The sequence below is a fragment of the Chryseobacterium sp. UNC8MFCol genome (genome assembly GCF_000482305.1).
Classification (GTDB): Bacteria; Bacteroidota; Bacteroidia; order Flavobacteriales; family Weeksellaceae; genus Chryseobacterium; species Chryseobacterium indologenes.
The window spans coordinates 227,884-250,753 of sequence record NZ_AXUZ01000003.1 but is presented as its reverse complement, the minus strand read 5'-3'; the positions used below and the strand labels follow the sequence as shown (position 1 = coordinate 250,753).

23 protein-coding genes are annotated in these 22,870 nt (G+C 36.9%); 10 read left to right on the top strand and 13 right to left on the bottom strand.

Annotation, left to right across the window (positions count from 1 at the left end):
* Nucleotides 1–165: 165 nt before the first annotated feature.
* Entirely contained in the window at nucleotides 166–453 is a 288-nt protein-coding gene (locus M030_RS0101175; RefSeq protein WP_027371855.1) for a hypothetical protein, read from the bottom strand.
* A gap of 176 nt (nucleotides 454–629) precedes the next feature.
* Entirely contained in the window at nucleotides 630–1,022 is a 393-nt protein-coding gene (locus tag M030_RS0101170) for a hypothetical protein (protein WP_027371854.1), read from the bottom strand.
* A 229-nt stretch (nucleotides 1,023–1,251) separates the two neighbouring features.
* On the opposite strand from M030_RS0101170, the gene mfd reads away from it, so the two are divergent.
* The 7 genes from mfd (at nucleotide 1,252) to pth (ending at nucleotide 10,092) form a co-directional block, all read left to right on the top strand.
* Nucleotides 1,252–4,620: a transcription-repair coupling factor gene (gene mfd / locus M030_RS0101160; RefSeq protein WP_027371853.1), complete on the top strand. Its 3,369-nt coding sequence runs from the start codon at nucleotides 1,252–1,254 to the stop codon at nucleotides 4,618–4,620.
* Between the two features lie 369 nt (nucleotides 4,621–4,989).
* The gene (locus M030_RS0101155) at nucleotides 4,990–5,811 is read left to right on the top strand and encodes a hypothetical protein (protein WP_027371852.1); all 822 of its coding nucleotides are present in this window, start codon (nucleotides 4,990–4,992) and stop codon (nucleotides 5,809–5,811) included.
* Nucleotides 5,812–5,818: 7 nt separating this feature from the next.
* The gene (locus M030_RS0101150; protein ID WP_034721900.1) at nucleotides 5,819–6,634 is read left to right on the top strand and encodes a hypothetical protein; all 816 of its coding nucleotides are present in this window, start codon (nucleotides 5,819–5,821) and stop codon (nucleotides 6,632–6,634) included.
* A gap of 6 nt (nucleotides 6,635–6,640) precedes the next feature.
* Entirely contained in the window at nucleotides 6,641–7,372 is a 732-nt protein-coding gene (locus M030_RS0101145) for a hypothetical protein (RefSeq protein ID WP_027371850.1), read from the top strand.
* A 153-nt stretch (nucleotides 7,373–7,525) separates the two neighbouring features.
* On the top strand, nucleotides 7,526–8,410 hold the full coding sequence (locus M030_RS0101140) for a hypothetical protein (protein WP_027371849.1): 885 nt from the start codon (nucleotides 7,526–7,528) through the stop codon (nucleotides 8,408–8,410).
* A 97-nt stretch (nucleotides 8,411–8,507) separates the two neighbouring features.
* Nucleotides 8,508–9,443 (top strand): hypothetical protein, encoded by a 936-nt coding sequence (locus M030_RS0101135; protein ID WP_027371848.1) that lies wholly within the window; start codon nucleotides 8,508–8,510, stop codon nucleotides 9,441–9,443.
* 85 nt (nucleotides 9,444–9,528) lie between these two features.
* On the top strand, nucleotides 9,529–10,092 hold the full coding sequence (gene pth, locus M030_RS0101130) for an aminoacyl-tRNA hydrolase (RefSeq protein ID WP_027371847.1): 564 nt from the start codon (nucleotides 9,529–9,531) through the stop codon (nucleotides 10,090–10,092).
* A 108-nt stretch (nucleotides 10,093–10,200) separates the two neighbouring features.
* On the opposite strand, the gene M030_RS0101125 is transcribed toward pth, so the two are convergent.
* From M030_RS0101125 to M030_RS0101080, 9 genes are all read right to left on the bottom strand, one after another.
* Nucleotides 10,201–10,800 (bottom strand): porin family protein, encoded by a 600-nt coding sequence (locus M030_RS0101125; protein ID WP_027371846.1) that lies wholly within the window; start codon nucleotides 10,798–10,800, stop codon nucleotides 10,201–10,203.
* Between the two features lie 84 nt (nucleotides 10,801–10,884).
* The gene (locus tag M030_RS0101120; protein WP_027371845.1) at nucleotides 10,885–11,811 is read right to left on the bottom strand and encodes a hypothetical protein; all 927 of its coding nucleotides are present in this window, start codon (nucleotides 11,809–11,811) and stop codon (nucleotides 10,885–10,887) included.
* A gap of 724 nt (nucleotides 11,812–12,535) precedes the next feature.
* Nucleotides 12,536–13,171 carry a carbonic anhydrase family protein gene (locus M030_RS0101110; RefSeq protein ID WP_027371843.1) on the bottom strand — a complete coding sequence of 212 codons (636 nt, stop codon included), beginning with the start codon at nucleotides 13,169–13,171 and terminating at the stop codon, nucleotides 12,536–12,538.
* A gap of 56 nt (nucleotides 13,172–13,227) precedes the next feature.
* Entirely contained in the window at nucleotides 13,228–14,820 is a 1,593-nt protein-coding gene (locus tag M030_RS0101105) for a SulP family inorganic anion transporter (protein ID WP_027371842.1), read from the bottom strand.
* Nucleotides 14,821–14,970: 150 nt separating this feature from the next.
* A complete protein-coding gene (locus M030_RS0101100; RefSeq protein WP_027371841.1) occupies nucleotides 14,971–15,270 on the bottom strand; it encodes a hypothetical protein in 300 nt (99 codons plus the stop codon).
* Nucleotides 15,271–15,291: 21 nt separating this feature from the next.
* On the bottom strand, nucleotides 15,292–15,960 hold the full coding sequence (locus tag M030_RS0101095) for a carbonic anhydrase (RefSeq protein WP_027371840.1): 669 nt from the start codon (nucleotides 15,958–15,960) through the stop codon (nucleotides 15,292–15,294).
* Between the two features lie 444 nt (nucleotides 15,961–16,404).
* Nucleotides 16,405–16,962, bottom strand: coding sequence for a serine O-acetyltransferase (locus M030_RS0101090; protein ID WP_034721977.1), 558 nt, complete (start codon nucleotides 16,960–16,962; stop codon nucleotides 16,405–16,407).
* Between the two features lie 10 nt (nucleotides 16,963–16,972).
* Nucleotides 16,973–18,124, bottom strand: a complete 1,152-nt coding sequence (locus M030_RS0101085) for a glycosyltransferase (RefSeq protein ID WP_027371838.1) — start codon at nucleotides 18,122–18,124, stop codon at nucleotides 16,973–16,975.
* A complete protein-coding gene (locus M030_RS0101080; RefSeq protein ID WP_027371837.1) occupies nucleotides 18,125–18,688 on the bottom strand; it encodes an acyltransferase in 564 nt (187 codons plus the stop codon).
* Nucleotides 18,689–18,727: 39 nt separating this feature from the next.
* On the opposite strand from M030_RS0101080, the gene M030_RS0101075 reads away from it, so the two are divergent.
* From M030_RS0101075 to M030_RS0101065, 3 genes are read left to right on the top strand one after another with little or no spacing between them, the layout of a single operon-like run.
* On the top strand, nucleotides 18,728–19,702 hold the full coding sequence (locus M030_RS0101075; RefSeq protein WP_027371836.1) for a ketoacyl-ACP synthase III: 975 nt from the start codon (nucleotides 18,728–18,730) through the stop codon (nucleotides 19,700–19,702).
* A 26-nt stretch (nucleotides 19,703–19,728) separates the two neighbouring features.
* Nucleotides 19,729–19,962 carry a phosphopantetheine-binding protein gene (locus M030_RS23575; protein WP_034721895.1) on the top strand — a complete coding sequence of 78 codons (234 nt, stop codon included), beginning with the start codon at nucleotides 19,729–19,731 and terminating at the stop codon, nucleotides 19,960–19,962.
* Entirely contained in the window at nucleotides 19,962–20,720 is a 759-nt protein-coding gene (locus tag M030_RS0101065) for an SDR family NAD(P)-dependent oxidoreductase (protein WP_027371835.1), read from the top strand. Before M030_RS23575 ends, M030_RS0101065 begins: the two co-directional genes overlap by 1 nt.
* Here M030_RS0101065 and M030_RS0101060 read toward each other — a convergent pair whose 3' ends face one another.
* Entirely contained in the window at nucleotides 20,721–21,881 is a 1,161-nt protein-coding gene (locus M030_RS0101060; protein ID WP_027371834.1) for a glycosyltransferase, read from the bottom strand. It abuts the gene before it with no gap.
* Nucleotides 21,881–22,720 (bottom strand): glycosyltransferase family 2 protein, encoded by an 840-nt coding sequence (locus M030_RS0101055; protein ID WP_027371833.1) that lies wholly within the window; start codon nucleotides 22,718–22,720, stop codon nucleotides 21,881–21,883. The genes M030_RS0101060 and M030_RS0101055 overlap by 1 nt, the downstream gene beginning before the upstream one ends.
* Nucleotides 22,721–22,870 lie beyond the last annotated feature (150 nt).

Below are 22,870 nucleotides of genomic sequence, written 5' to 3'. Positions count from 1 at the left end.
CCAGATTGAGAAAGCTACAATACAAAGGATTTCAGAACCTCTTATTGGATAAACTTTCTTTCGCTATAAAATTCATTAAATATTACCAATGAAAAAACCGATGAATGAGTCCACCGGTTTATCGAAATTTGATTATGAAAATAACAACTATATGTTAAGTTATGCTTATTTGTTGGCCTTATACCTTTTATCAGGAGTACCGTCTTTTTTTAAATGTTTGTTTGCTTTATATCTCTTGTCCGGTGTACCGTCTTTTTTCATTTTTGCAGCGGGTGGTGTAGTTGGTGCCTGCTTTACCGTTTTTACGTCTGCCGGTTTTGCAGTTTTCATCTCAGCCGGTTTGGTTGCTTTTACGGTTTGAGGAGCTTTGGCACTGGTAGTGGGAGCAGTCTGCTGGGCAGTTGCAAGGCCTAATCCTAAGATTAATGACATTGCAGATAATAATTTTTTCATAGGAAATACTGTTTGTTTTTGTTGAATAAAGATATACAAAAAGCAGGCTAGAAAATTTGTATTTCTGAACTTAACTAAAGTTTATCAGAGCTTAAAAAAAGATTAAAGCATTTTTAATATAAAAAGAAAGCCTGTTTTAAGGAAAACAGGCTTTTTTATATAAATTTTATTAATTTTTATCGGGTACAGTTGGCTGTCCATGTCTTACCATCTTTCAGGTATAGGATTTTCAATTCACTGTTATCAATTCTGATATAAGACGTTGCAGAAGATCCTACCATGACCAGGGTGTGATCACCTTTTTGCTCAAATTCAATTCCGTTAAGGTCTGGAATACTGTTTGAAAATGAAAAATTGTACTTAGTTCCACTGGCGATTTTTGTTACAAATACACTTCCGTTATCATTACTGATATTGGTAGATCCGCCATCGTTGTAGGAAACTTTTCCTTTATACGTCCCTGCAAAAAAGTCGTTGTTTGTGGGATCATCATCTTTGCTGCACGACGAGAATGATACTGCTGCAAAGACCAGCATAAAAAGTCCTAAGATTCTAATTGCTTTTTTCATAATACTATACTTTAATTGTTTGGTAGGAAAACATTCCCAAACACTGTGCCATCTCTAAAAATTAGGATTATTTTAACTTGCTGTTAAATAAATTGGTAAAAAATTAAGATTTCCTTTGATTAAGTTTCTGTTTTTCATTGAAAAAAAATTATCCGTACCTTTGTTATAACATGAAAACGGTTCCGGAAAACTCCCGGAATCGCTTTTGTCGTTTATACAATTACTATTTATGCAGTTAAAATCCATCAACGAAAAGTTTCTTCCGGATCTCATGCAAAAGGAATTTGGAAAAGAAATCTTCACCCGCTTAGAAAACAATCCGCATATTACTGTGAAAGGAAGTGCAGGATCTTCAATTTCTATATTTATAGCAGAACTTTTTCTGGTTCAGAAGAAAAACATCCTTTATCTTGTTGATGATAAGGAAGATGCGTTGTATGCTAATACTGAAATGGAGGATCTGCTTGGAAAAGAAAAAGTTCTCTACTTTCCGGCAACCCATCTTGAACCCTATCAGGTTGAAAAGACGCAAAATGCTAATTTGGTTTTAAGGACTGAAGTTCTCAATAAAATCAATTCCGGGCGATCTCCGAAAGTTATTGTTGCCTATGCAGGAGCGCTGTCTGAAAAAGTATTGAAGAAAGAAGATTTTAAGGCAATATCACATCATATTAAGGTGGGAGATCAGTTGGATTTTGATTTTGTTGATGAATTACTGAATCATTATCATTTTCAACAATCTGATTTTGTATCCGAACCCGGAGAATTTTCCGTAAGAGGAGGAATCGTAGACGTCTTCTCTTATTCCCATGAAAAACCTTACAGAATTACATTTTTTGGAAACGAAGTTGAAAGCATTAAAACCTTTGATATCGAAACACAGCTTTCCGTAGATAAGGTGAAGGATTTTCAGTTGGTCTCGAATATGAACTTTTCAGTGACGGGAAGCAGGGTTTCATTATTACAGCTGTTATCCGATGAAAGCTATGTGGTCTCTAAGAACGGGATGATCGGAATGCAGAAAATCAGAACATTCTATGAGAAGTCCCTTGAAAAGTATGAAACATTAAGTAAAGATATTGCCCACAGAACTCCCCAGGAACTTTTTATTTCAGATCAGGAATTCCTGTTTGATTACAAAAAATTCAAAACGATCGATTTTGGTAATGTTGCCATTGAGGGCTTAAAAGAACTTGTTGAAATTAAGATGGATCAGCTTCCACAGCCTTCTTTCCATAAAAATTTTGAACTTCTGATTGAAGATATCGAAGAAAAGCAGAAGAACGGGTTTGATACCTGGATTTCATTTTCCACAGAGAAACAAAAAGAAAGACTCGAATCGATCTTTGAAGAACTGGAACATGAGCTTCCTTTTAAAAGCTTTAAATCTGAACTACACGAAGGCTTCGTAGATAACGGGCATAAAATACTGGTATATACGGATCACCAGATCTTTGACCGGTATCAGAGGTATAAAGCAAAAAATACTTTTGCCAAATCAGAGCAACTTACTTTGAAAGACCTAATGTCTCTGAAGATCGGAGACTATATTGCTCACATCGATCATGGGATCGGGAAGTTTATGGGGCTGGTAAAAGTAAATAATGACGGCAAAATTCAGGAGTGTTTTAAGCTGACCTATAAAAACGGGGACTTATTATATGTAAGTATTCATTCATTGCATAAGATCTCAAAATACAATGGTCCGGAAGGACGGGAAATTGTACTGAGTAAACTTGGATCTCCTACCTGGAAATCTTTAAAACAAAAGACAAAAGCAAAAGTAAAACAGATTGCTTTTGACCTTATCAGACTCTATGCTGAAAGAAAAACCGCTAAAGGTTTTGCCTACACTCCGGATTCTTATCTGCAAAATGAGCTGGAAGCAAGCTTTATTTACGAAGATACTCCCGATCAGGAAAAGGCTACCATCGATGTGAAAAAAGATATGGAAGCAGATACCGTGATGGATAGACTGGTGTGTGGAGATGTAGGTTTTGGTAAAACGGAAGTTGCAATTCGGGCCGCTTTTAAAGCAGCAACAGACGGAAAGCAAGTAGCAGTATTGGTTCCTACGACCATTTTAGCATTTCAGCATTACAGAAGTTTTAAAGAAAGACTTAAAGACTTCCCTGTCAATGTTGCTTATGTAAACAGGTTCAGAACAGCTAAGCAAAAATCTGAAACATTAGAAGCCCTGAAAAACGGTAAGGTAGATATCATTATAGGAACCCATCAATTGGCCAGCAGCTCTGTCAAGTTTAAAGATCTGGGATTATTGATTATTGATGAGGAACATAAATTTGGGGTGTCTGTAAAGGATAAACTGAAAACCTTAAAAAATAATGTTGACACTCTTACGCTCACAGCAACACCCATACCTAGAACTCTGCAGTTTTCATTAATGGCCGCACGAGACCTGTCTGTGATCAAAACACCACCTCCCAACAGGCAACCTGTTGATACTCAATTGATCGATTTTAATGAAGAAACACTTCGTGATGCGGTTTCGTACGAGCTTCAGAGAGATGGGCAGGTGTATTTTATCAATAACAGAATTGAAAACCTTAAGGATATTGCGGGGCTCATCCAGAGATTAGTTCCTGATGCCAGGGTCATTACCGGACACGGTCAGATGGAAGGAAAACAACTGGAAAAGAATGTTCTGGATTTTATGGAAGGCAAATATGACGTTCTTGTATCTACCACAATTGTTGAAAGTGGGGTGGACGTTCCCAATGCCAACACGATATTCATCAATGATGCGCAAAGATTCGGTATGGCAGACCTTCATCAGATGAGAGGAAGAGTAGGGCGTAGCAACAGAAAAGCTTTTTGCTACCTGATCACACCTCCGTATGATATGATGACTTCTGATGCAAGAAAACGTCTGGAAGCTATTGAACAGTTTTCAGATTTAGGAAGTGGTTTCCAGATTGCAATGAAAGATCTTGAAATCCGTGGTGCCGGTGATTTGCTGGGCGCTGAGCAAAGTGGTTTTATCAATGAAATGGGCTTTGAAACCTATCAGAAACTGATGCAGGAAGCATTGGAAGAACTGAAAGACGACGCAGACTTTGAAAGCTTGTTTGAAAACGAAGAAGACAGGCAAAAATTATTCAAATCCGTAAAAGATGTCAATATTGATACTGATTTAGAATTGATGCTGCCGGATTCATATATTTCCAATACGGAAGAAAGGCTACTTCTCTATCAGAAGCTGTCAGAGATTACTAATGAAAAAGATCTTCATCAGTTTGAGCTTGAATTAATTGACCGTTTCGGGGCGTTACCCAAAGAAGCTGTAAATCTCTTAAAAAGTGTTTCTTTAAAATGGCTGGCAGCCGATATCGGCTTTGAAAAAATTGTGATGAAAAACGGCGTCTTTCTAGGGTATTTCCCGGGCAATCCTCAGGATAAGTTCTATCAAACCGATAGATTCAGACATATCATCAGTTATTTGACAAAAAACCCTGCAGAAGCACAGCTTAAAGAAAAATCCGGTAAAGAAGGCAATCAGCTGATGATGAGAAAGGAGAGACTTAAAAACGTTGATGAGGTCAATGTATTATTGAAAGCTATAATTGAACATCAATAAATTATTTTTAAAATACAATTTAAAATTTCCTATAAAATTTGAAAAACATATAAAAACTTAAGTTTTTATATGTTTTTTTGTGATTGTTATCATTTTTATCTCCTTTACTATTCAACCCCAAGAGAATTAACGCAGTTTTAACAGGGTGAAAATCACCTTGTAATGATTAAAAACACCAGGCAATCTGCTGTACAGAAAGGGTTTGGAGCGTATTTATATTTTAAACAGAAATTAAAAGTAGAGTTATGTAGTAATAATTCTACTTTTTTATGTGATTAATTCTATGCTGTAATGTGTTTATTTCTATAGGTTTAGGATGTATAACTGGAATTTTTTCGATTTCTAATTTGTACATTTGCAGTCCTTATTATGAGAAAAATTATATTTTGTTGCGCGGCTGGATTTCTATCTTTCTATGCCCACGCACAGGTGGGAATCGGGACTACAAAACCTAAGTCTGTTCTCGATGTGAACGGAAAGACCACCTTAAGAAAAGAACTTAGAGTAGGTGGAACCTCTACCCAAGCCGGAAGTGCAGGCTTGAACGGTCAGGTTCTGGTTTCCCAGGGAGAAGGTAAAGCTCCTGTATGGAAATCCTTGAATGTTTCCTTTATGGAAGAGGGACAGTACAAATTGATCAATTCGTATTTGTCATCAGATCAGATAGGTATTGCATCGCTTTCCAATGGGGTAGCAGGTGATAATGTATATAAGAATAGTGTGGGGGACGATATCACGGATGCTACAAAAGGTAAGTGGGCAAAAATCGGAGGCCTGGAAACAACTTTTACCATTAAGAACGGAAGAAACAGACTTACTTATCAGTTTCAGACAGGAGTTGAAATGAAAGCTCCTACTTCTACAATTTCGGATAATGTGAGATTCGCATGTGGTGTTTTCAGAAACGGAAAATTGGTTGCAGTGCGCCCGGACAGGGTGGCCTCCAATAATAATTCTGAAAAGGGAGGCCTGCAGGATTATATTTTTACACTTAACTATACCGAGCTGAATGTTCCGGTTGGTGTCCAGAAGCTTGAAATTGCCTGCAGAAAAATAACCACCTCAAACTCGGGTTCTCAGTTTGCTATCGGGCGTGATGTTGCAAGCTCAAACGGGGCTTCTAATGCATTTACCCTTGAGTCTACGATGAAGATAGACGTTATAGAATACGTAACCTATAAATCCAATTAATCAAGTGATGAAAAATATATTATCAACCTTACTTCTCGGTTCGGGATTGATGCTGTCTGCTCAAGTAGGAATAAATACAGATTCGCCAAAGGCAAAACTTGATGTCAACGGAGATATTACCTTAAGAAAAAAAATAGCTGTATTGGATGTTACAGCAAATACCCTGTCAGAAGGAAATAATGATCAATTATTGGTTTCTCAGGGGGCAGGCTATCCGCCTATCTGGAAGACCCTTCGTATTCCAGAATATGAGCCGAACAAATTTTACTTAATCTTCAACAATTCTTTTTCAGACAAAACCGGGATTGAGTTTTTAACTTCGGAACAGCCGAATATGACTACCTCGAAAGCAGCAGCTTTTAGTAAAGGAGCTGATATCAGTACGCTGAAAGGGTTTAAGAAAATTGATGGCCTTTCCCAGACGATCAGTGTCTTCAGTACAGAAAGCAAAGCCTATTTTCAGTTTGAAACAGTAGTTCAGGCTAATTTTACCTCGAACGGTACTACCGATACTTCGATAGATTATGCCTGCGGAATTTTTGTGGATGATAAGCTGATCAATATGAGACAAAGGAATTTAAAGGCGATCAATTCGCAATTTCCTTTTCTTACCCATAATCAGATCGGAATTGTAGCCAACCTCTCCAAAGGAAATCATACGGTAAGTGTAGCATGCTCAAGACTTGCTTCATACGGTGATACCTCTAAAAAACTGGCAATCGGAAGGAATACGAATACCAATATTAATGACTTTATTGCCCAGTCATCTTTAAAAGTAGATGTGTATGAAGTGCCACAAGTATTTAACCCGATTATAAATTAAACAATTATGAAAAAAATATTTTTTATTCAGTTCTTATTGATTGTCGGATTGATGACTGCTCAAGTGGGAATTAATACAGCAAACCCTGTAAATACGCTGGACATCAATGGTGACTTAAATGTAAGAAAAGAACTGAGAACTGCCGGTACTGATATACTGAAGGGATCGGCCGGAAATGCAGGCGATATTTTTCACAATAATTCCGAGATGGCTGCCAATGATTGGAAAAATATTAAAATTGCTGACGGACAGGGAAGTATGTCTTTATTTTCAATCAATACAACATCAGACCAGACAGGAGTATCTTTCACCGGAAATGGGAGTGCGGTTCCTTATAACGATGGAGATTCTATTAATGGATGGAGTGTACTGCCGGGAAATTCCGATACTTTTTCTGTGACTAATGCCAATAATAAGGTTACTTTTTCATTTCAGACAACTGTTCAGAAAACCGAAACGGATGCAGCGAGTTTTGCCTGTGGTGTCTTTGTAGATGATTTGCTAAGAGCCGTAAGAACAGATGTCTTGCTGGGGGAAAAAGGAGCTTATAAAATTTTTAACCTTAATGCAACCTTAGCAAACCTTACCCCTAAAAACAAGTATACAGTGAAAGTGGCCTGTATCAAAAGAACAATCAGTACCAATACACTGGGAATAGGAAGAGCAGTTGAAACAACGTTCCTTAACGGAGATATGTCTCAATCTGTTCTTACAATATCCGTATTGCAACCGTATTAATTTTTATCATACAACAATAAAAAAGAATCTGGAAACGTTATGTTTTTAGATTTTTTTTGTTTATTATGGCTATTCATTGTGAATTTGTCTGCAAAAATTAATCGGTTTTATCGAAAATTGAATTATATTTGAAGATGTTAAAACTAATTTTCTATGGCGAAAAACTATTTTCTTAAAATGCTTGCCGGGATTGCTTTGATGGGTATACTGGCATCATGTAATACTACCGCAGACCCTACAGAATCTGGCTCTAATCCGGATCCGGGAGTACCACCTCCGAAGATTTTAGAAAAGATTTCTGTGAATGCTGTTGCCCAGGAAGAATATATAAGTACTGAAGGGATTTTGGAGCAGGCTGTTTTTAAAGATGAAGCATCTACGGCTAATGGAGCTAGTTATACTGCGACCCTGTCGTATACTTTGGGGGCTGACAATAAAAAGAAAGATGTTAAAACGATAAGCTTTGTGAGTTCATCATCCGCCAGCTTCAAGTATGTCTTTGATATTACTCCGGATAGCAAGGGAAAGATTTACAATGCGACAGGTATTGCCACGAATCCCAATCCGGGGCTTTCGTATATCAGTGATTATGCCTTTACCTATGACCCGGCTAACGGAAAATTAACTAAAATTCTTGAGAAAAGAAAAGAAGGAGGAATAAGTGCTTATAATAAATTCATTGAATATGCTTTCACCTATAACGGGGAAAATATCTTTCAGACAATCTGTTCAAAAGGGATATTGGATATCAATGGCAACCCTAATATGGGAACAGCAGTGCAGTCCAAGTATAACTTCCAGAACTATGATAACAATAAAAGTCCTTTTTCTACACTTCCAAAAACATTTTCTATTATCCGAAGTCTGATCGATCCTGTTAATTTCTACAGAGCATCTCCCAATAATCCGACATCGATGTATATTGAAATACCTTCAAAACCTACGGTAAACACTGCCCAAAGTTACAGCTATGATAATCAGGGATATCCGACGGTTGAAAAAAATCAGAAAGTAGCATATACCTATAAAAATTTTTAGGAGACTCTCATTATTGATTTTATTGGAATATAAATAATCATATAATTTTAAAACAAAAAAAATTATATTTGTCAAAAAAATAATCAATTACCAGGAAATGAAACAAATTTTCTATTTTATTTTAATAATAGCAGGCTTTTCCTCAATACATTCATGCAAAAGTTTACTGGACGAAGAAGGAAATCCATTGTTGGATCTGAATAATACAGGAGGTCTTTCGGGCCCCAGAGCATTATACAGAGAAATTACAGATAAAGATACCATTGCTGAATACTTTTACAGCGGGCTTTTGGTCAATAAAGTGATTACAGACAGTGCATCAGTTACAGATATTATGTACAGCGGTGATAAAATCAGCCAGATTAATTTTAATGGCTTTTTGGATCTGGATGGAAACGGAAAGCTGGATAAAGATAGTGTATCCTATACGCAGCTGTTTACGTACACAAACAATAACAAAATTGATAAAATTTCCGAAAACCGTTCTATTTTCCGAAGACCGCCGCCTGTTCCGCCTGCTACCACACCGGGACCACAGACTCTGTTCAGAAAGGAGAAGATTCTATATAATGTATACTACAATGCAAGTACAGCCAAACTGGATTCTATCATCATGAGAAATGGCCCTGATGCTGCCGGAACCACTTTTGCATTTACGGCCTATTCAAGGACTAAATATACCTATGTAGGAGACAATGTGTCTAAAGTAGTAAGATATTACGGACCTATAGGAGCAGGAGATGTATTTGGTGCTCCCAATAGAAAATACAGTTATGAATACTATGCTTATGATGACCAGATCAGCCCTTTTACACTGTTGCCACATGCATATAAACTTTCAAGGCTTCTGTCAACCGTAATTAATGATAAAGAAAGCCTGATTCTTTCACCAAACAATCCTAAGCGATGGTCTGTAACAGATCTTACACCGCCTATTCCTACTCCTATTGTAAAGAGTACGAACTATGTTTATGATCCCCAGACATACATGACGAAAGGATATGGTATCAACTACATTTACAAACCACAGTAAAATCCTTTTTAAAGAATATTTAAACTCAATCTGCTGAAGATTGAGTTTTTTATTTTTTATCCCTTAATTTTGCAAAAAATTTCTGATGAAATATTTAATAGTTGGGCTTGGAAACAAAGGCTCAGAATATGAAAATACACGACACAATATAGGTTTTAAAGTAGCAGAAAAAATAGCTGAATCATTGGAAGTATCATTCAATACTGCAAATTTTGGCTGGATGGCAGAAGGCAAGCACAAAGGCAGAAAAGTTTTTGTCCTTAAACCTGACACCTATATGAACCTTTCCGGAAATGCCGTGAGATACTGGATGCAGAAAGAAAATATTCCTTTGGAGAATGTACTGATCGTAACAGATGATCTGGCACTTCCCTTCGGAACATTGAGAATGAAAGGAAAAGGTTCTGATGCCGGACATAACGGACTGAAAAATATTAACGAAGTATTGCAGACCCAAAATTATGCAAGGCTGCGCTTTGGCATTTCTGCTGACTTTTCTGCGGGTCGTCAGGTCGATTATGTATTGGGAGTATGGAATGAGGAAGAAACTGAAAAACTTCCCGAAAGAATTGAAACTTTTGCGAAAGCCAGCCTTTCTTTTGTTTTCGCAGGAATCAATAATACAATGTCTGCTTTTAACGGGAAATAATTTCAGAAGGGAAAAACTGCAATTACCATATAGTTTATAGAATAAATGACTGCCTTAAAAACAAGGCAGTCATTTATTTCATATGCTTAAGAAGATATCTAATTCTTTTTAAAAATAATAATTTACACCAAGCTGGAAATTAGTATTTTTGGAAGAATCTCCAAAGTTATTTTTTAAAATTTTAGTTATGCCGGCAATATACCTGGCATTCACTCCTAAGTTAGGTGTAAATTTATATCCTAATCCTATCCCGGCACCAAAATTAAAGCTTTTCATACTATCTTTATTATCAGCCTTATATGTACTGCCATTAATATCTACTTTCGCCTGAGCGCTTATAAGAAGTCCAAATTCGGGGCCGGCTTCCAGATAAAATTCCGGTGTGGCATTATATTGAAGCATTACAGGAACATTGATATAACCAAGAGTTTGCTGCATATTCTTTATTGTATAAGTTGCCATTTCATAATCGTCTTTTGCTTTTGCACCCTGTTGGCTGTAAACAATTTCGGGTTGAATACTGAATGCCTCAGATAAAGGGACATTAACAAAAGCCCCAGCATAATATCCGATTTTAGATTTTGAATCACCTCCAGTAAAACTAGAAAGGTTACCTCCGGCTTTAATGCCAAATCTTGGTCGGTCTGCAGATTGAGCAAACGAAATAGTTCCGATCACTACACTTAAGCTTAATAATAGTTTTTTCATGTAATATGTTTTAAAAATTATAAAATATGATAATTAATTGCTGTTCACAGTGTCTTTTGTAAGTTTATATCCAATGTTTTTCTTCTAAAACTTATCCGCTTTTTTTATGGTGAGTGTATTGTCCTTCATGATAAACAATATCCAAATCCAGGCGACTGATGCCAATATAAAAGAAAGTACCATATTGGCGTAAAATGCTTCTTTTACTGCTTCATTGGTTTGTAGCTCTGATATTGCCTGCTTCACAGTGGCGTCCTGTTTTATCAGTAAAGCAATTACAGTTATAGTATTGGCAATAATAATGCTTACCATGTTTGTCAGAAAAATGATATACTTTTTTAATACACCTTCACGCCCTTTTAAAATGCCATATCCTAGGAAAGCAGAAAAAGCAATAATAAAGGCCATTCCAGAGGCCATTCTTCCTAAATATACGGCCAGTAAGACCCAAAGTATAATACCTGGAATTGAAAATATTACGGCACCAAATAATCCTGTCACATAATCTTTTTCTTTTGAAATTCTTTCCTTTTCAATTTCATAGAATTTATTATTGGTCTTATGGAAGCAAGTGTCACAAAGTATGATGCCATTATCATTTGAGTCATAATAATTGATTTTTTGATTTGTTCCACAGCTATGACATTTGCTTTGTTCCGGTATATTGAGCTTTTTGAAGAGATCAACTAAAAAGTCAAACAAAGAATAAACCGTCTTAAGCTTAGTGTAAATAAAGGTTTCTGCAAACCGGAAGAAAATACAGGTATCTCCAATTTCAAAACTTGTAAATTTTAACCTCTTTTTATTGGTGACCAGCTCTACGTTGATCTGCAGCTTTTTTTCTTCTGTCAGGTTGCCTGTAGTTGCAGATACAAATTTGTATTGAGGGCTGCTTATCAGGTTTGCATCTGAAACATTAAAAAAGTAACCTTTATAAAGCCCGAATACGCCATCGCCTGTTTTGTACCAGCCAAGGTCTTTGGCTATTTTTTTTGCTTTTGGAAAAATCATATGTGTTTATTTTGTTATTATTTTGAAAACAGTTAGAAGAATTATCTCTCCTTTGCTTTCTAAGTCAATAATATTATATTTTGTCATAAGGTTACTTACAAACAGTGTGATAGTAGTATTAAAAAATTCCTGTAATCGTTCCTTCTTTTCTCATCTGACATGGGCTTATCAAAAGATAAAGCATCATACCGGCTTTTCATTTGCGAGCTCATAACCAACCACTTCATCGACCGCAAAATCTATATCTCCAATTCAGAGTAGTTGTTTTCACTGGTGTTATCCCCACTGCGGTTGTTTTCGGAGTATTGTTCAGGGTCCATGCACTTCTTCCCTGGGCAATAGGAGCTCCTTTTAAAATTGTTCCTTGCGGAGCACCTATTTTAGCAGCTTTTATATTTTTGGAAATCTGGCTTATAGATCCACAAATTGCACCAGCAGCACCTAGATATTCCTTTAAAAAGCAATTGCAATGTATAATTAATCTTCATTAATTAAAAATGAATGTCCTTGAATTGAAATATATTGATCATTTTGCCGGTTCAATATATTTTATGGTTAACTATTTACTTTTATAAAGTGTATCATGTAGCAAAAAATAAAGGCCATCGGATTTCCGATGGCCTTATTGTTGCGCTTTAAAATTGATTTCCAATCAAGTTGTCAGAGCCGGAGCTCTTTTATATTATTTTTTGTACTAGCTAGCTGAATTGGGATAATGCAGATTTTATAACCAGGTTACTGCACCGGTTTCTACATCATAATTGGCTCCAACGATCTTAATCTTGCCCTCATCTTCAAGGTTCTTAAGCGTTGAGCTTTGCTTACGGATATCTTCAATCGCATTTCTTACGTTCTGCTGATTTAATCTTTCCAGAAGAGAGCTGTTTTTTGATGAACGTTCCTCGTTACCTTCAATCACTTCATCGATGATCGGGCTGAAATGATTGATCAGATGGTTAAGGTTATCCATTCCCATCCCTTCGATTTGTGCTGCATCAAGACCTCCTTTTAATGCCCCGCATTTAGTATGGCCCAGAACCACGATAAGTTTAGAACCGGCAACGTTACATCCGAATTCCATTGAACCAAGAATATCCTGGTTAACGAAATTACCGGCAATTCTGATACTGAAAACATCCCCCAATCCCTGGTCAAAAATAAGTTCTGCAGATGTACGGCTGTCTATACAGCTTAGCACGACAGCAAAAGGCCATTGTCCTTCACGCGTAGCATTTACCTGCTCCAGAAGGTCTCTGTTTGCTTTCAGGTTGTTGACAAATCTTTGGTTTCCTTCCTTCAAAAATTCTAATGCTTTTTCAGGTGTGATGGTCGATTGAGTTTCGTATGTATGTGCTTTCATATAATTGTATTGTTTTGAATTTTAAAGTTAAAAAAAATAACTGATGTTTAATGAGCTTACATTGCTCTTTTATGAGTAATTAAAATGTGAGAATCCTGACTTCTTTCGTAGTCTCTGTATGATGTTTTAAAGCCTAAAAGTTCCACGGTGATGTCTTCTTCTTTTGCACGGATATTGGCAAAATCCTGAATCATCTCAAGAACGTCTGTGGCAATATAAGAAGTGTCTCTCGCATCAATTGTTACTGTAGAATTAGGTTTGATATTTTTAAGAGTCTTTTTGATTGCGGCCTTATTTAAAAATGAAACTTCCTCAGCCAGTTTGATATTGATACCATCAGCATCATCCAGCTTTTCTCTGCTCAAATAATAAGCTCTTTTCATATTCCCCTGAAGGATATAGAAAATAGAGATCGCAAGACCAATTCCCACTCCTTTTAATAAGTCGGTTGCCACCACAGCCACCACAGTGGCTACAAACGGTACAAACTGGAATTTTCCAAGATGCCAGAAGTGCTTGAAAGTAGCCGGTTTTGCCAATTTATATCCTACCAAAATCAAAACTGCGGCTAGGGTTGCCAACGGGATCAGATTTAAGACAACAGGAATGGTAAGGACACATACCAATAAAAGTACCCCATGGATCATCGCTGACATTTTAGTCGTTGCCCCTGCATTGGCATTGGCAGAACTTCTCACCACCACAGATGTCATTGGAAGTCCTCCGATAAATGAACTTACCAGGTTTCCGATTCCCTGAGCTTTAAGTTCAAGGTTAGTGTCTGTGATCCTTCTTTGTTTATCCAATCGGTCTGATGCTTCAATACAAAGTAAAGTCTCAATAGATGCTACAATGGCGATAGTTGCACCTACGATCCATACCTTAGGATTGGTAAATCCTCCGAAATCGGGCATGGTAATCAGATTTTTAAAATCGTCCAACGATTTCGGAACCGGTAAGGATACCAAATGTTCTTTAGCGATAGCCAAAGAGCTTCCCGATGCTTTGAAAAGTTCATTGATTACAATTCCGGCAACAACGGCAACTAAGGCACCCGGTAGCATTTTCATTCTTTTTAAAACCGGGATTTTATCCCACGCAAGAAGAATTCCTACAGAGACCAATGTTACAATGATAGCTCCCGGATGTATGTCGTTCAGCAATTCATTGAAGTAATTAAAATTGATCCCATTATCAAAAAGACTTTCATGCCCTTCGTGATCCTTGTCGTATCCTAATGCATGGGGAATCTGTTTTAAAATAATAATGATACCAATGGCAGCAAGCATTCCTTCAATCACGTTGTTGGGGAAATAGTTGGAAATACTTCCAGCTTTTACAAACCCTAAAACCAATTGAATAAGCCCTGCAATGATCCCGGCACAAAGGAAAAGTTCAAATGCTCCAAGATCAGTAATGGCGGTAAGCACAATAGCGGTAAGACCTGCAGCAGGTCCTGAAACCGATATATTGGAATTGCTGAGAAACCCTACAACAAGGCCTCCTACAATCCCTGCAATAATACCGGATAACGGTGGTGCTCCGGATGCTAAGGCGATTCCTAAGCACAACGGAAGTGCAACTAAGAATACAACGAGTCCAGAAGGGAAATTCTCCTTGATTCCTCCTAAAAATGATGTTTTTTTCATGATATTTTTGAGAATATATAACCGACTGATTTATTCCTAAATAATCAATTATAAAAGATTGGAAATTTAATTTTAAAGTACGCGCATGATATTCAATGCCTTGAAAAGACCTGAATACCTATTAAAAAAAAATCTAATTACACTTTAAAATTAAGCTTCCGGAGGCGGAGAAAATATAGTTAACAGAGGGCCCAGATGAAAGGAATCATCTACCAATACAAAAGACATCCCCTGAAGATCGGGTTCTGAAAATTTCAGATAGTCGAAAACGTCCAAAGGTTTCGGAAGGGTCTTTTCGTAAACAATTAGTGAGGAGGCATGAGAATGTGGTTCTTCTTCATTGATTATGATATTCGTTCTCTGAATATTCCAGCCTGCAATCGCAGCAATGCTCGGCAGCGCTGTAAAATTCAAAAAAAACGTTAATACAATAATACTCCAGAATTTCATCTTACATTCTTTTTAGAAAAACTATTTCGTCTTTCTGCTCATTACCCAGTCAGAACCTGTAAGGTTGTAGATTTTTTGAATATCTTTCAAGGTTTTCTCAAAATCAATTTCCAAATCAATGATCTTACCTGTTCTCAGGTCGAATACCCAGCCGTGTACAATAGGCTGTTCTTCCAAAATGTATCTTTCCTGTACGCAAGCCATTTTTATAACGTTGATGCACTGTTCCTGAACGTTAAGCTCTACAAGTCTGTCATAACGCTTGTCTTCATCTTCGATGGCATCAAGCTCTGCCTGATGTAATCTGTACACATCACGGATGTTTCTCAACCAAGGATTTAATAATCCTAAATCCTGAGGAGTCATAGCTGCTTTTACACCTCCGCAGTTGTAGTGTCCACATACAATAATGTGTTTTACCTTCAGATGTTCTACAGCATATTGAATTACTGCTGTGGAGCTCATATCTAAAGTATTCACAACATTGGCTATGTTTCTGTGAACAAAAACCTCTCCGGGTTTTGCACCCATCAGTTCTTCCGCTGTTGCTCTACTGTCTGAGCATCCGATATACAGATAGTCAGGATGTTGAGTTTTTGCCAGCTCCTGGAAGAAATTCGGGTCTTCTGATACTTTGGATTCTACCCATTTTCTATTGTTTTCAAAAATAACTTCGTACGATTGTGACATAATTTTAAATTTTTAAAAGGTTTATAATTATTTGTTTCGTTTAAATTATTTTTAAAATCAATAGATTAAATCAATAATCATGCAAAAATATAATTTTTGCTCAAGAATCAATCACCTTTAACAAAGTTTAATATTAAAATATGCTTAAAATCATATGTAAATTAACGATATACTTTGCTTTAATGAAATTCTTTACCATTCCATAATCCAAACGTTTAAAAAAACTAAGATAAAAGTACAAAGTATAAATCATTATTCTGGAATTGCAGATTAAAATATTTTTAAATTTTGTGGAATTCAGCAAATCAGTTTTCCACAGATTAAAAAATATTCATCTACACCCGAAAATTAATCAATCAAGGGCTTACTTTTAATTCTGTATGTGTAAAGGGAAGAGATTCAGATCAGTGAATATCTCTGTAATCTAACTAAAAAATGTAATAACTAGTCAATTTTATTATTGATATAACCTTTTGTGGCATCAGATGCCGGATAGATTTTCCCGGGATTTCCCACAACAACGGAATCAGCAGGAACATCAAAGTTGACGTAGGCATTTGGAGCAATGAGTACATTGTTTCCAATATTGACATTTCCTACTATGACCGCATTGGGGCCAATCCATACTTCATCACCAATGATGGGGAAACCTTCGTTTTTACCGCGGTTTTGCTGTCCTATAGTAACGCCCTGGGCAATATTGCAGTTTTTTCCGATTTTGGTTTTCGGATTGATAACCAGTGCTCCCCAGTGTCCTAAGTAAAACCCTTCTCCTATCTCTGTTTCCGGGTAGATCTGGAAGCCATACTTGATCTGATAATGCCTCAGGACCATTCTCCAGAATACACCCGACACCGATCTTTTCTTGTATTGCTGAGCTTTTCTCAGAATATAAATATAATGAAGGTTGGGATTGATGCATTTGGCCCAAATCTTAAGGGTAGAAAGCCATTTACCGCTTTCTCTGTAAAAATCTTTCTGTATTGCTGTGTACTCTGGCATAATGAATTTTTTATACTTCATCAATAATTTCCTGAAGATAGGCTACCGATTTTTGAAGTACGAAAGGAAGATCTGTATTGGCTATTTCTTTTTCGTACTGACCTGCAAGGCCTTTTTCGGTAAGGAATTTTTTCATGCCTTCGTAGATTCCGTCTTCTGAATTGGGGGTAATGATGCCCAGCTTACCGTCCTGAAGAAGATCTTTTATTCCCGAAACATCCGTAGAAACAACGGGTTTATTCAGAATGAGAGCTTCAGCAATAATGGTTGGAAAACCTTCGTGCCTTGAAGACATAACATAAAAATCCGACTGTTTCAGGTATGGGTAAGGATTACTTCGGAATCCTAACATTTTTACGGTTTCCTGTACCCCCAGTTGATTAAGCTTCGACTGAATATTTTCAAAATCAAATCCATCCCCGATAATGATAATCTGATGTTTCAGCCCTTCATCCATCAGCTTTTTATGAACATCGAGAAGTCTGTCATATCCTTTTTGAGGGTACACAGTGCCTATTGTGATAAATGTTGGGAGTTCTCCTGAAAACGGGAAATCTTTAATTTCCATATTCGCTTTTTGAAGGGTATCTTCTCTATCAATGGGATTAAAGATTTTGATAACCGACTGTTTTTCCTTATCCGATGCAGCCAGTTTCTGCATTTCTTCCTTAAGCTTGTTGGAAATAACCAGGATTCTGTCAAATTTGAAAAATTGTCTGATGATATCCGGAGTATATTCCTTCAGGTTAAAAATATCATTCTGAATCCAGATGATTTTTTTTGAATCTTTCTGCGGACTGGATAAAAGCTCTCTGTACATCCCATGGATCGCCGCAATTTCAACATCGTACTTTTTATTTTTTAAAACAAATGTATAGAGCAGAGACGGAAACATCAGGAACATTTTCTGATAAAGCACCCTGAATGCCTTGACAGGAATTTCATGTGGTCTGTTGGTTGTAATCATCTCACCTTTGATCAGGTAGTGTAAATTCACCCATGACGGTACTTCCTTAATGTACATGCCGGTATAAAGGTTAATCAGCAAATCAACCTCATATTTGTCTTCCGGCAGGTTTTTTAGAAAATTAATTAAGACTTTTTCTGCACCTCCATGTCGTAGGGAACCGATTCTGATAAGGATTTTCTTTTTTTCAGCCATTTATTTTTTAATAGGTTTATACGTAAAAGGAAGGTTCTTCTTAATATAATCTTCCAGTTTTGCTCTTTCTGGTTCCAGTTCTCTTGGATACATGGTGTTGTTTTGTAAAGCTTTATCACCATATTCTTCAATGGTGCATATGTATCTGGCAGGAATTCCGGCATACACCGTTCCACGGGGCATAGAAGAGGTTAAAATTGAGCCGGCACCGAGAACACAGTTGTCTCCCATTTCAACACCGGGCATGATGATCGTGTCAGCACCGATGAAGCATTGTTTCCCTATTTTTATGCGTCCAAATGCTCTTACATCTTTATATTTTTCGAAAAAATGCAAAGCATTGTATCCTCCGTCGTGATTGATGAACCTTACATTGTTGGAAAGAGTGGTTTCATCACCTATTTCAATAAGGAAGGGTTCTGTGCCGAGTTCGGGAACTTCTACAAAGCGAACATTTTTTCCTACCTTTAATCCTTTCGCAATACAAATTTTAAGGTAAATTTGCTTGATGATGTATTGATAGGTCGTATGAATTTTTAATATGATACGGTATAGCAATATCATTATTCTAAATTTGTTTCTTCTACAAAGAAAAGAATTTCTATGATAAAAATTTCTAAAATAGAATATTATTTGCCTGAGTATGTTCTTACCAATGAGGATCTGGAGAAAGAATTTCCTGAGTGGAGTTCAGACAGAATTAAAGAAAAGGTAGGGATCACAGAGCGTCATGTTGCTGCTGAAAATGAGACGGTTTTAGATCTGGCTATCCAGTCATCAAAAAAGCTTTTTGAAAGCTATGACAAAAACAAAATCGACTTCATCCTTTTTTGTACACAAAGTCCTGATTACTTTTTACCCACTACGGCCTGTATTTTACAGGATAAACTTGGGCTAAGAAAGAATATTGGCGCCATGGATTTCAATTTGGGGTGCTCCGGATTTGTGTATGGTCTGGCATTTGCCAAAGGTTTAATAGCAGCAGGAATTGCTCAAAGTATTTTGTTGGTTACCTCAGAAACCTATACCAAACATATCCATCCTAAAGATAAGGGAAACCGCAGTATCTTCGGAGATGCCTCTGCTTCAGTTATTGTTGAAAAGGATGATACTGCAAGAGAGTATAAATTCTGTTTAGGGACTGACGGGAGTGGAGCAGAAAACCTTATCGTGAAGAAAGGAGCTTTCAGAACCGGCTTTGAGCTGAATCCGGATCATGAGTTTGAAGCAGAAAACCTTTATATGAATGGCCCCGAGATTTTTAATTTTACGATCGAAAATATTCCCGGGCTGGTAAAAGAAACCATGGAGACAAACGGCGTGACAATGGAAGAAATAGATTATTTTGTTTTTCATCAGGCTAATTCCTTTATGCTGAACTATTTGAGAAAAAAAATAAAAATACCGGCAGAAAAGTTCTATATTGATATGGAAAAAACAGGAAATACTGTTTCAGCTACTATTCCGATCGCATTGAAAAATATGATTGATAAAGGGATGCTGAAAGGTGGCGAGAAGGTTCTAATGGCTGGTTTTGGCGTAGGATATTCCTGGGGGGCAACCCTGGTGGAAATGTAATAAATACCATAATAAATAAAAAATATATGAAGACATCCGTTTTTTTGGAAAAATTGCAAGAAGAATTAGAAGAAGAGCAGTCGCTGACTGTAGATACGAATCTGAAAGAATTAGAAAGTTATGATTCCATCAGTTTGCTATCTATCATTGCTTTTGTTGATGAAAACTTTAATAAAACAGTTGATACAAGAGATTTTAAAGATGTAGAAACAGTCTCTGATCTGATGAAAGTGATCGGCACAGAAAATTTTGAAGACTAATGAATCCGTTTTCATTAAAAGATAAAACTATTCTTATTACAGGGGCTTCTTCCGGGATCGGGAGAAGCTGTTCTGTAGAATGCAGTAAAAGTGGTGCCAGTCTGATTTTAGTTGCCAGAAACGAAGAGGAGCTTGAAAAAACAGTATCGATGCTGGCTCCCAATACCCAATGGGAAATTATTGCTGCCGATATTACAACATCTGAAAACCTCGAAGAACTTATCGCCGGGAAGATATCGAGTATCGGAAAGATTTCAGGATTTATTCATTGTGCAGGAGTTGAAAAAACTCTTCCTCTGAAAAAACATACCCCCCAATTATATAAGGATATTTTTGCAGTTAACGTTATTGCCGGATTTGAAATTGCAAAGATATTATCCCTCAAAAAATATAAAACCGAAACTTCCAGTTTTGTATTTATTTCCTCTGTTGCAGGTATGGTGGGAGAGATTGGAAAGGCTGCTTATTCATCGAGCAAAGGGGCCGTCATTTCAGGAGCCCGTTCTTTGGCTATGGAGCTCTCCCGAAGCAATATTCGGGTCAATAGTATCAGTCCGGCGATGGTGAATACACCCATTTTGGAGAATATGTTTGAAAGTATAGGAGAAGATGCTGCACAAGAAATCATTAGAAAACATCCACTTGGAATCGGAAAACCCGAAGATGTAGCCAATGCATGCATTTTCCTGCTTTCTGATGCAGCGGGATGGGTCACTGGATCCAATCTGGTCGTAGACGGGGGATATTCTGCTCAGTAATTATTTTTGGGATAGATCTTCGATAATCTTTTCTACAGCATTAAAAATTTTCTTATTGTCAAATTGATCTTCAATTGTTTCAAGGTTTTTCTTAATCTTCGAAATAAGTTCTGTATCCGTAAGGAAAGTTTTCATCGCCTCATACATTTCCCGGGTATCATAATTGATGAGATATCCTGTTTCTCTGTCTTTGATCATAAGACCTACATCACCCGTTTCAGTCGCGATAATAGGTTTTTGCAGAATTAATGCTTCAGCAATAACGAGTGGCCATGCTTCAGATTCGGAAGACAGAATAAAATAATCCGCATTTTTTATATAAGGATAGGGATTCATTTTATTACCGGTTAGAATGAAGCTGTTCTCCACATTATTGGCGTTAATCTGCTCCGTCAGGTTGTTCATCTCTTCACCATTTCCAATAACAACTACACTATGCTGGAATCCTTCGTCTATAAGTTTTTTATGGGCATCAATCAGTTTATGATATCCTTTTCTACTGTGAAGGCGTCCGACTGATACAAAAACAGGACCTTGCGGAAGGGGCTCTATGGCTTCCTCTGCTTTCTTTTTAATCTCTTCAATAGGAATGGCATTGATGACAACACTCTCCGCAGGATATTGTAAGTCCGGATAACATTTATGCATAAGATCTTTAATGTTTTGGGAACAATAGATCATATGGTCAAACTTTGGAAAACTTTTCAGAATATTCGGAACCAATGGTTTCATTGCCGGGATGTTAATTTCAGAGTGAAACCAACCGATTTTTTTTGATGCCTTGTTGCTGGAATTAATTACCGGTAAAAATGTAGAGTAGGATGGCGCAATCTCAATATCAAATTGAGTGTTTTCTAAGATACGGTCTGAAAATCTAGGGTCCTTCGCAGCACGGGCCAGCTGTATTCTGCGACGGACAAGCTGAAGTTTATGAATCAGTGGGTTTTTGGAAAAACTTTCCTTCCCTTCAGTGATATATACCTTTTTTACATGGCTGGGGATTTCATCTTTAAGCTCTCCCTGATTGAGAGTAAGACATATCGTTATATCAAACTTATCGGGGTTCAGGTTGTTGAGCATACTTAATATTACTTTTTCCACACCACCCATTTCCATAAAACGGTGTCTGAAAAGAACCTTTATTTTTTTGTTTTCTGACATTATCTGAAGAGTTTTTGTAAGGTAATAGCGATGTTTTTCTTTATTCTGAACCAGATTCCGTTCTGATATTCCAAAAGGGCAAAAATTTCCTGATGATTGGAATAGGTGTCCGGAATCTTTTTTCCATTGATGTGGGTTAGTTTTCTTCTTTTCATGGTACTGAACACAACCTTTGCAAAGTAATCATAAGATCTTCCTTTATTGTCATTTTGTGAAATACCTCCTGCATGAGCTCTATAAAGATAATTGACATCATTGATGAAATAGACATCTCCTTTCTCATACATTTTCAGATAAAGATCCTGGTCTTCGGCAATGCGTAATTCCGGATTCATTTTATCCGTCTGTTCATAAATATCTTTTCGGAATGTTGTAAAATGTCCGATCTGAATAGGATAATTAAAGAAATAAGGATCTCCGTTTCTTACCTGCATGGCCGATTTGTACGGAGTGATAGGCGTAAGGTTCTTGTCACAGGCCATGAATCTGGAATAGGTAAGGACTACATTTTTTTTACTTTTAAAAATATGTACAGCCGATTCTATAGCCGACGGAAGTATAGCATCATCCGGATCTACAAAACCACAAATTTCCCCGGTTGCAAGTTCTATAAGTTTACTTTTTGTAATCCCGACACCGGAGTTTTTTTCATTTTCAAAAAACCTGAATCTTTTATCTCCTGCAATAATGCTCTTTACTACTTCCTTCTCTGCTTCCGAAGAAGCGTCATCAAGAATGACAGCTTCCCAGTCCTGATATTTCTGTGAAAGTAAAGAATCATAACATTCTCTGAATAGCCTTGCATTATTATAATGAGCGATAAGTACAGAAAACTTCATGTTAATTTAAAATGGTATTGAAAATTAATTCCTGTCTGATGACAATACAATGCTTCTCTATTGATAGACCATTCAGGGATTCGGCAGAACGAAAACCGTTACCGGGAAAATGGAGTGCTGGTTGTAAATTGGCTTTTTTCATTACGGGGA

What these genes read in the sequence shown, in the direction of transcription:
- M030_RS0101175 (WP_027371855.1), bottom strand. Translation starts at nt 453, where the DNA reads ATGAAAAAATTATTATCTGCAATGTCATTAATCTTAGGATTAGGCCTT.
- M030_RS0101170 (WP_027371854.1), bottom strand. Translation starts at nt 1,022, where the DNA reads ATGAAAAAAGCAATTAGAATCTTAGGACTTTTTATGCTGGTCTTTGCA.
- mfd (WP_027371853.1), top strand. Translation starts at nt 1,252, where the DNA reads ATGCAGTTAAAATCCATCAACGAAAAGTTTCTTCCGGATCTCATGCAA.
- M030_RS0101155 (WP_027371852.1), top strand. Translation starts at nt 4,990, where the DNA reads ATGAGAAAAATTATATTTTGTTGCGCGGCTGGATTTCTATCTTTCTAT.
- M030_RS0101150 (WP_034721900.1), top strand. Translation starts at nt 5,819, where the DNA reads ATGAAAAATATATTATCAACCTTACTTCTCGGTTCGGGATTGATGCTG.
- M030_RS0101145 (WP_027371850.1), top strand. Translation starts at nt 6,641, where the DNA reads ATGAAAAAAATATTTTTTATTCAGTTCTTATTGATTGTCGGATTGATG.
- M030_RS0101140 (WP_027371849.1), top strand. Translation starts at nt 7,526, where the DNA reads ATGGCGAAAAACTATTTTCTTAAAATGCTTGCCGGGATTGCTTTGATG.
- M030_RS0101135 (WP_027371848.1), top strand. Translation starts at nt 8,508, where the DNA reads ATGAAACAAATTTTCTATTTTATTTTAATAATAGCAGGCTTTTCCTCA.
- pth (WP_027371847.1), top strand. Translation starts at nt 9,529, where the DNA reads ATGAAATATTTAATAGTTGGGCTTGGAAACAAAGGCTCAGAATATGAA.
- M030_RS0101125 (WP_027371846.1), bottom strand. Translation starts at nt 10,800, where the DNA reads ATGAAAAAACTATTATTAAGCTTAAGTGTAGTGATCGGAACTATTTCG.
- M030_RS0101120 (WP_027371845.1), bottom strand. Translation starts at nt 11,811, where the DNA reads ATGATTTTTCCAAAAGCAAAAAAAATAGCCAAAGACCTTGGCTGGTAC.
- M030_RS0101110 (WP_027371843.1), bottom strand. Translation starts at nt 13,171, where the DNA reads ATGAAAGCACATACATACGAAACTCAATCGACCATCACACCTGAAAAA.
- M030_RS0101105 (WP_027371842.1), bottom strand. Translation starts at nt 14,820, where the DNA reads ATGAAAAAAACATCATTTTTAGGAGGAATCAAGGAGAATTTCCCTTCT.
- M030_RS0101100 (WP_027371841.1), bottom strand. Translation starts at nt 15,270, where the DNA reads ATGAAATTCTGGAGTATTATTGTATTAACGTTTTTTTTGAATTTTACA.
- M030_RS0101095 (WP_027371840.1), bottom strand. Translation starts at nt 15,960, where the DNA reads ATGTCACAATCGTACGAAGTTATTTTTGAAAACAATAGAAAATGGGTA.
- M030_RS0101090 (WP_034721977.1), bottom strand. Translation starts at nt 16,962, where the DNA reads ATGCCAGAGTACACAGCAATACAGAAAGATTTTTACAGAGAAAGCGGT.
- M030_RS0101085 (WP_027371838.1), bottom strand. Translation starts at nt 18,124, where the DNA reads ATGGCTGAAAAAAAGAAAATCCTTATCAGAATCGGTTCCCTACGACAT.
- M030_RS0101080 (WP_027371837.1), bottom strand. Translation starts at nt 18,688, where the DNA reads ATGATATTGCTATACCGTATCATATTAAAAATTCATACGACCTATCAA.
- M030_RS0101075 (WP_027371836.1), top strand. Translation starts at nt 18,728, where the DNA reads ATGATAAAAATTTCTAAAATAGAATATTATTTGCCTGAGTATGTTCTT.
- M030_RS23575 (WP_034721895.1), top strand. Translation starts at nt 19,729, where the DNA reads ATGAAGACATCCGTTTTTTTGGAAAAATTGCAAGAAGAATTAGAAGAA.
- M030_RS0101065 (WP_027371835.1), top strand. Translation starts at nt 19,962, where the DNA reads ATGAATCCGTTTTCATTAAAAGATAAAACTATTCTTATTACAGGGGCT.
- M030_RS0101060 (WP_027371834.1), bottom strand. Translation starts at nt 21,881, where the DNA reads ATGTCAGAAAACAAAAAAATAAAGGTTCTTTTCAGACACCGTTTTATG.
- M030_RS0101055 (WP_027371833.1), bottom strand. Translation starts at nt 22,720, where the DNA reads ATGAAGTTTTCTGTACTTATCGCTCATTATAATAATGCAAGGCTATTC.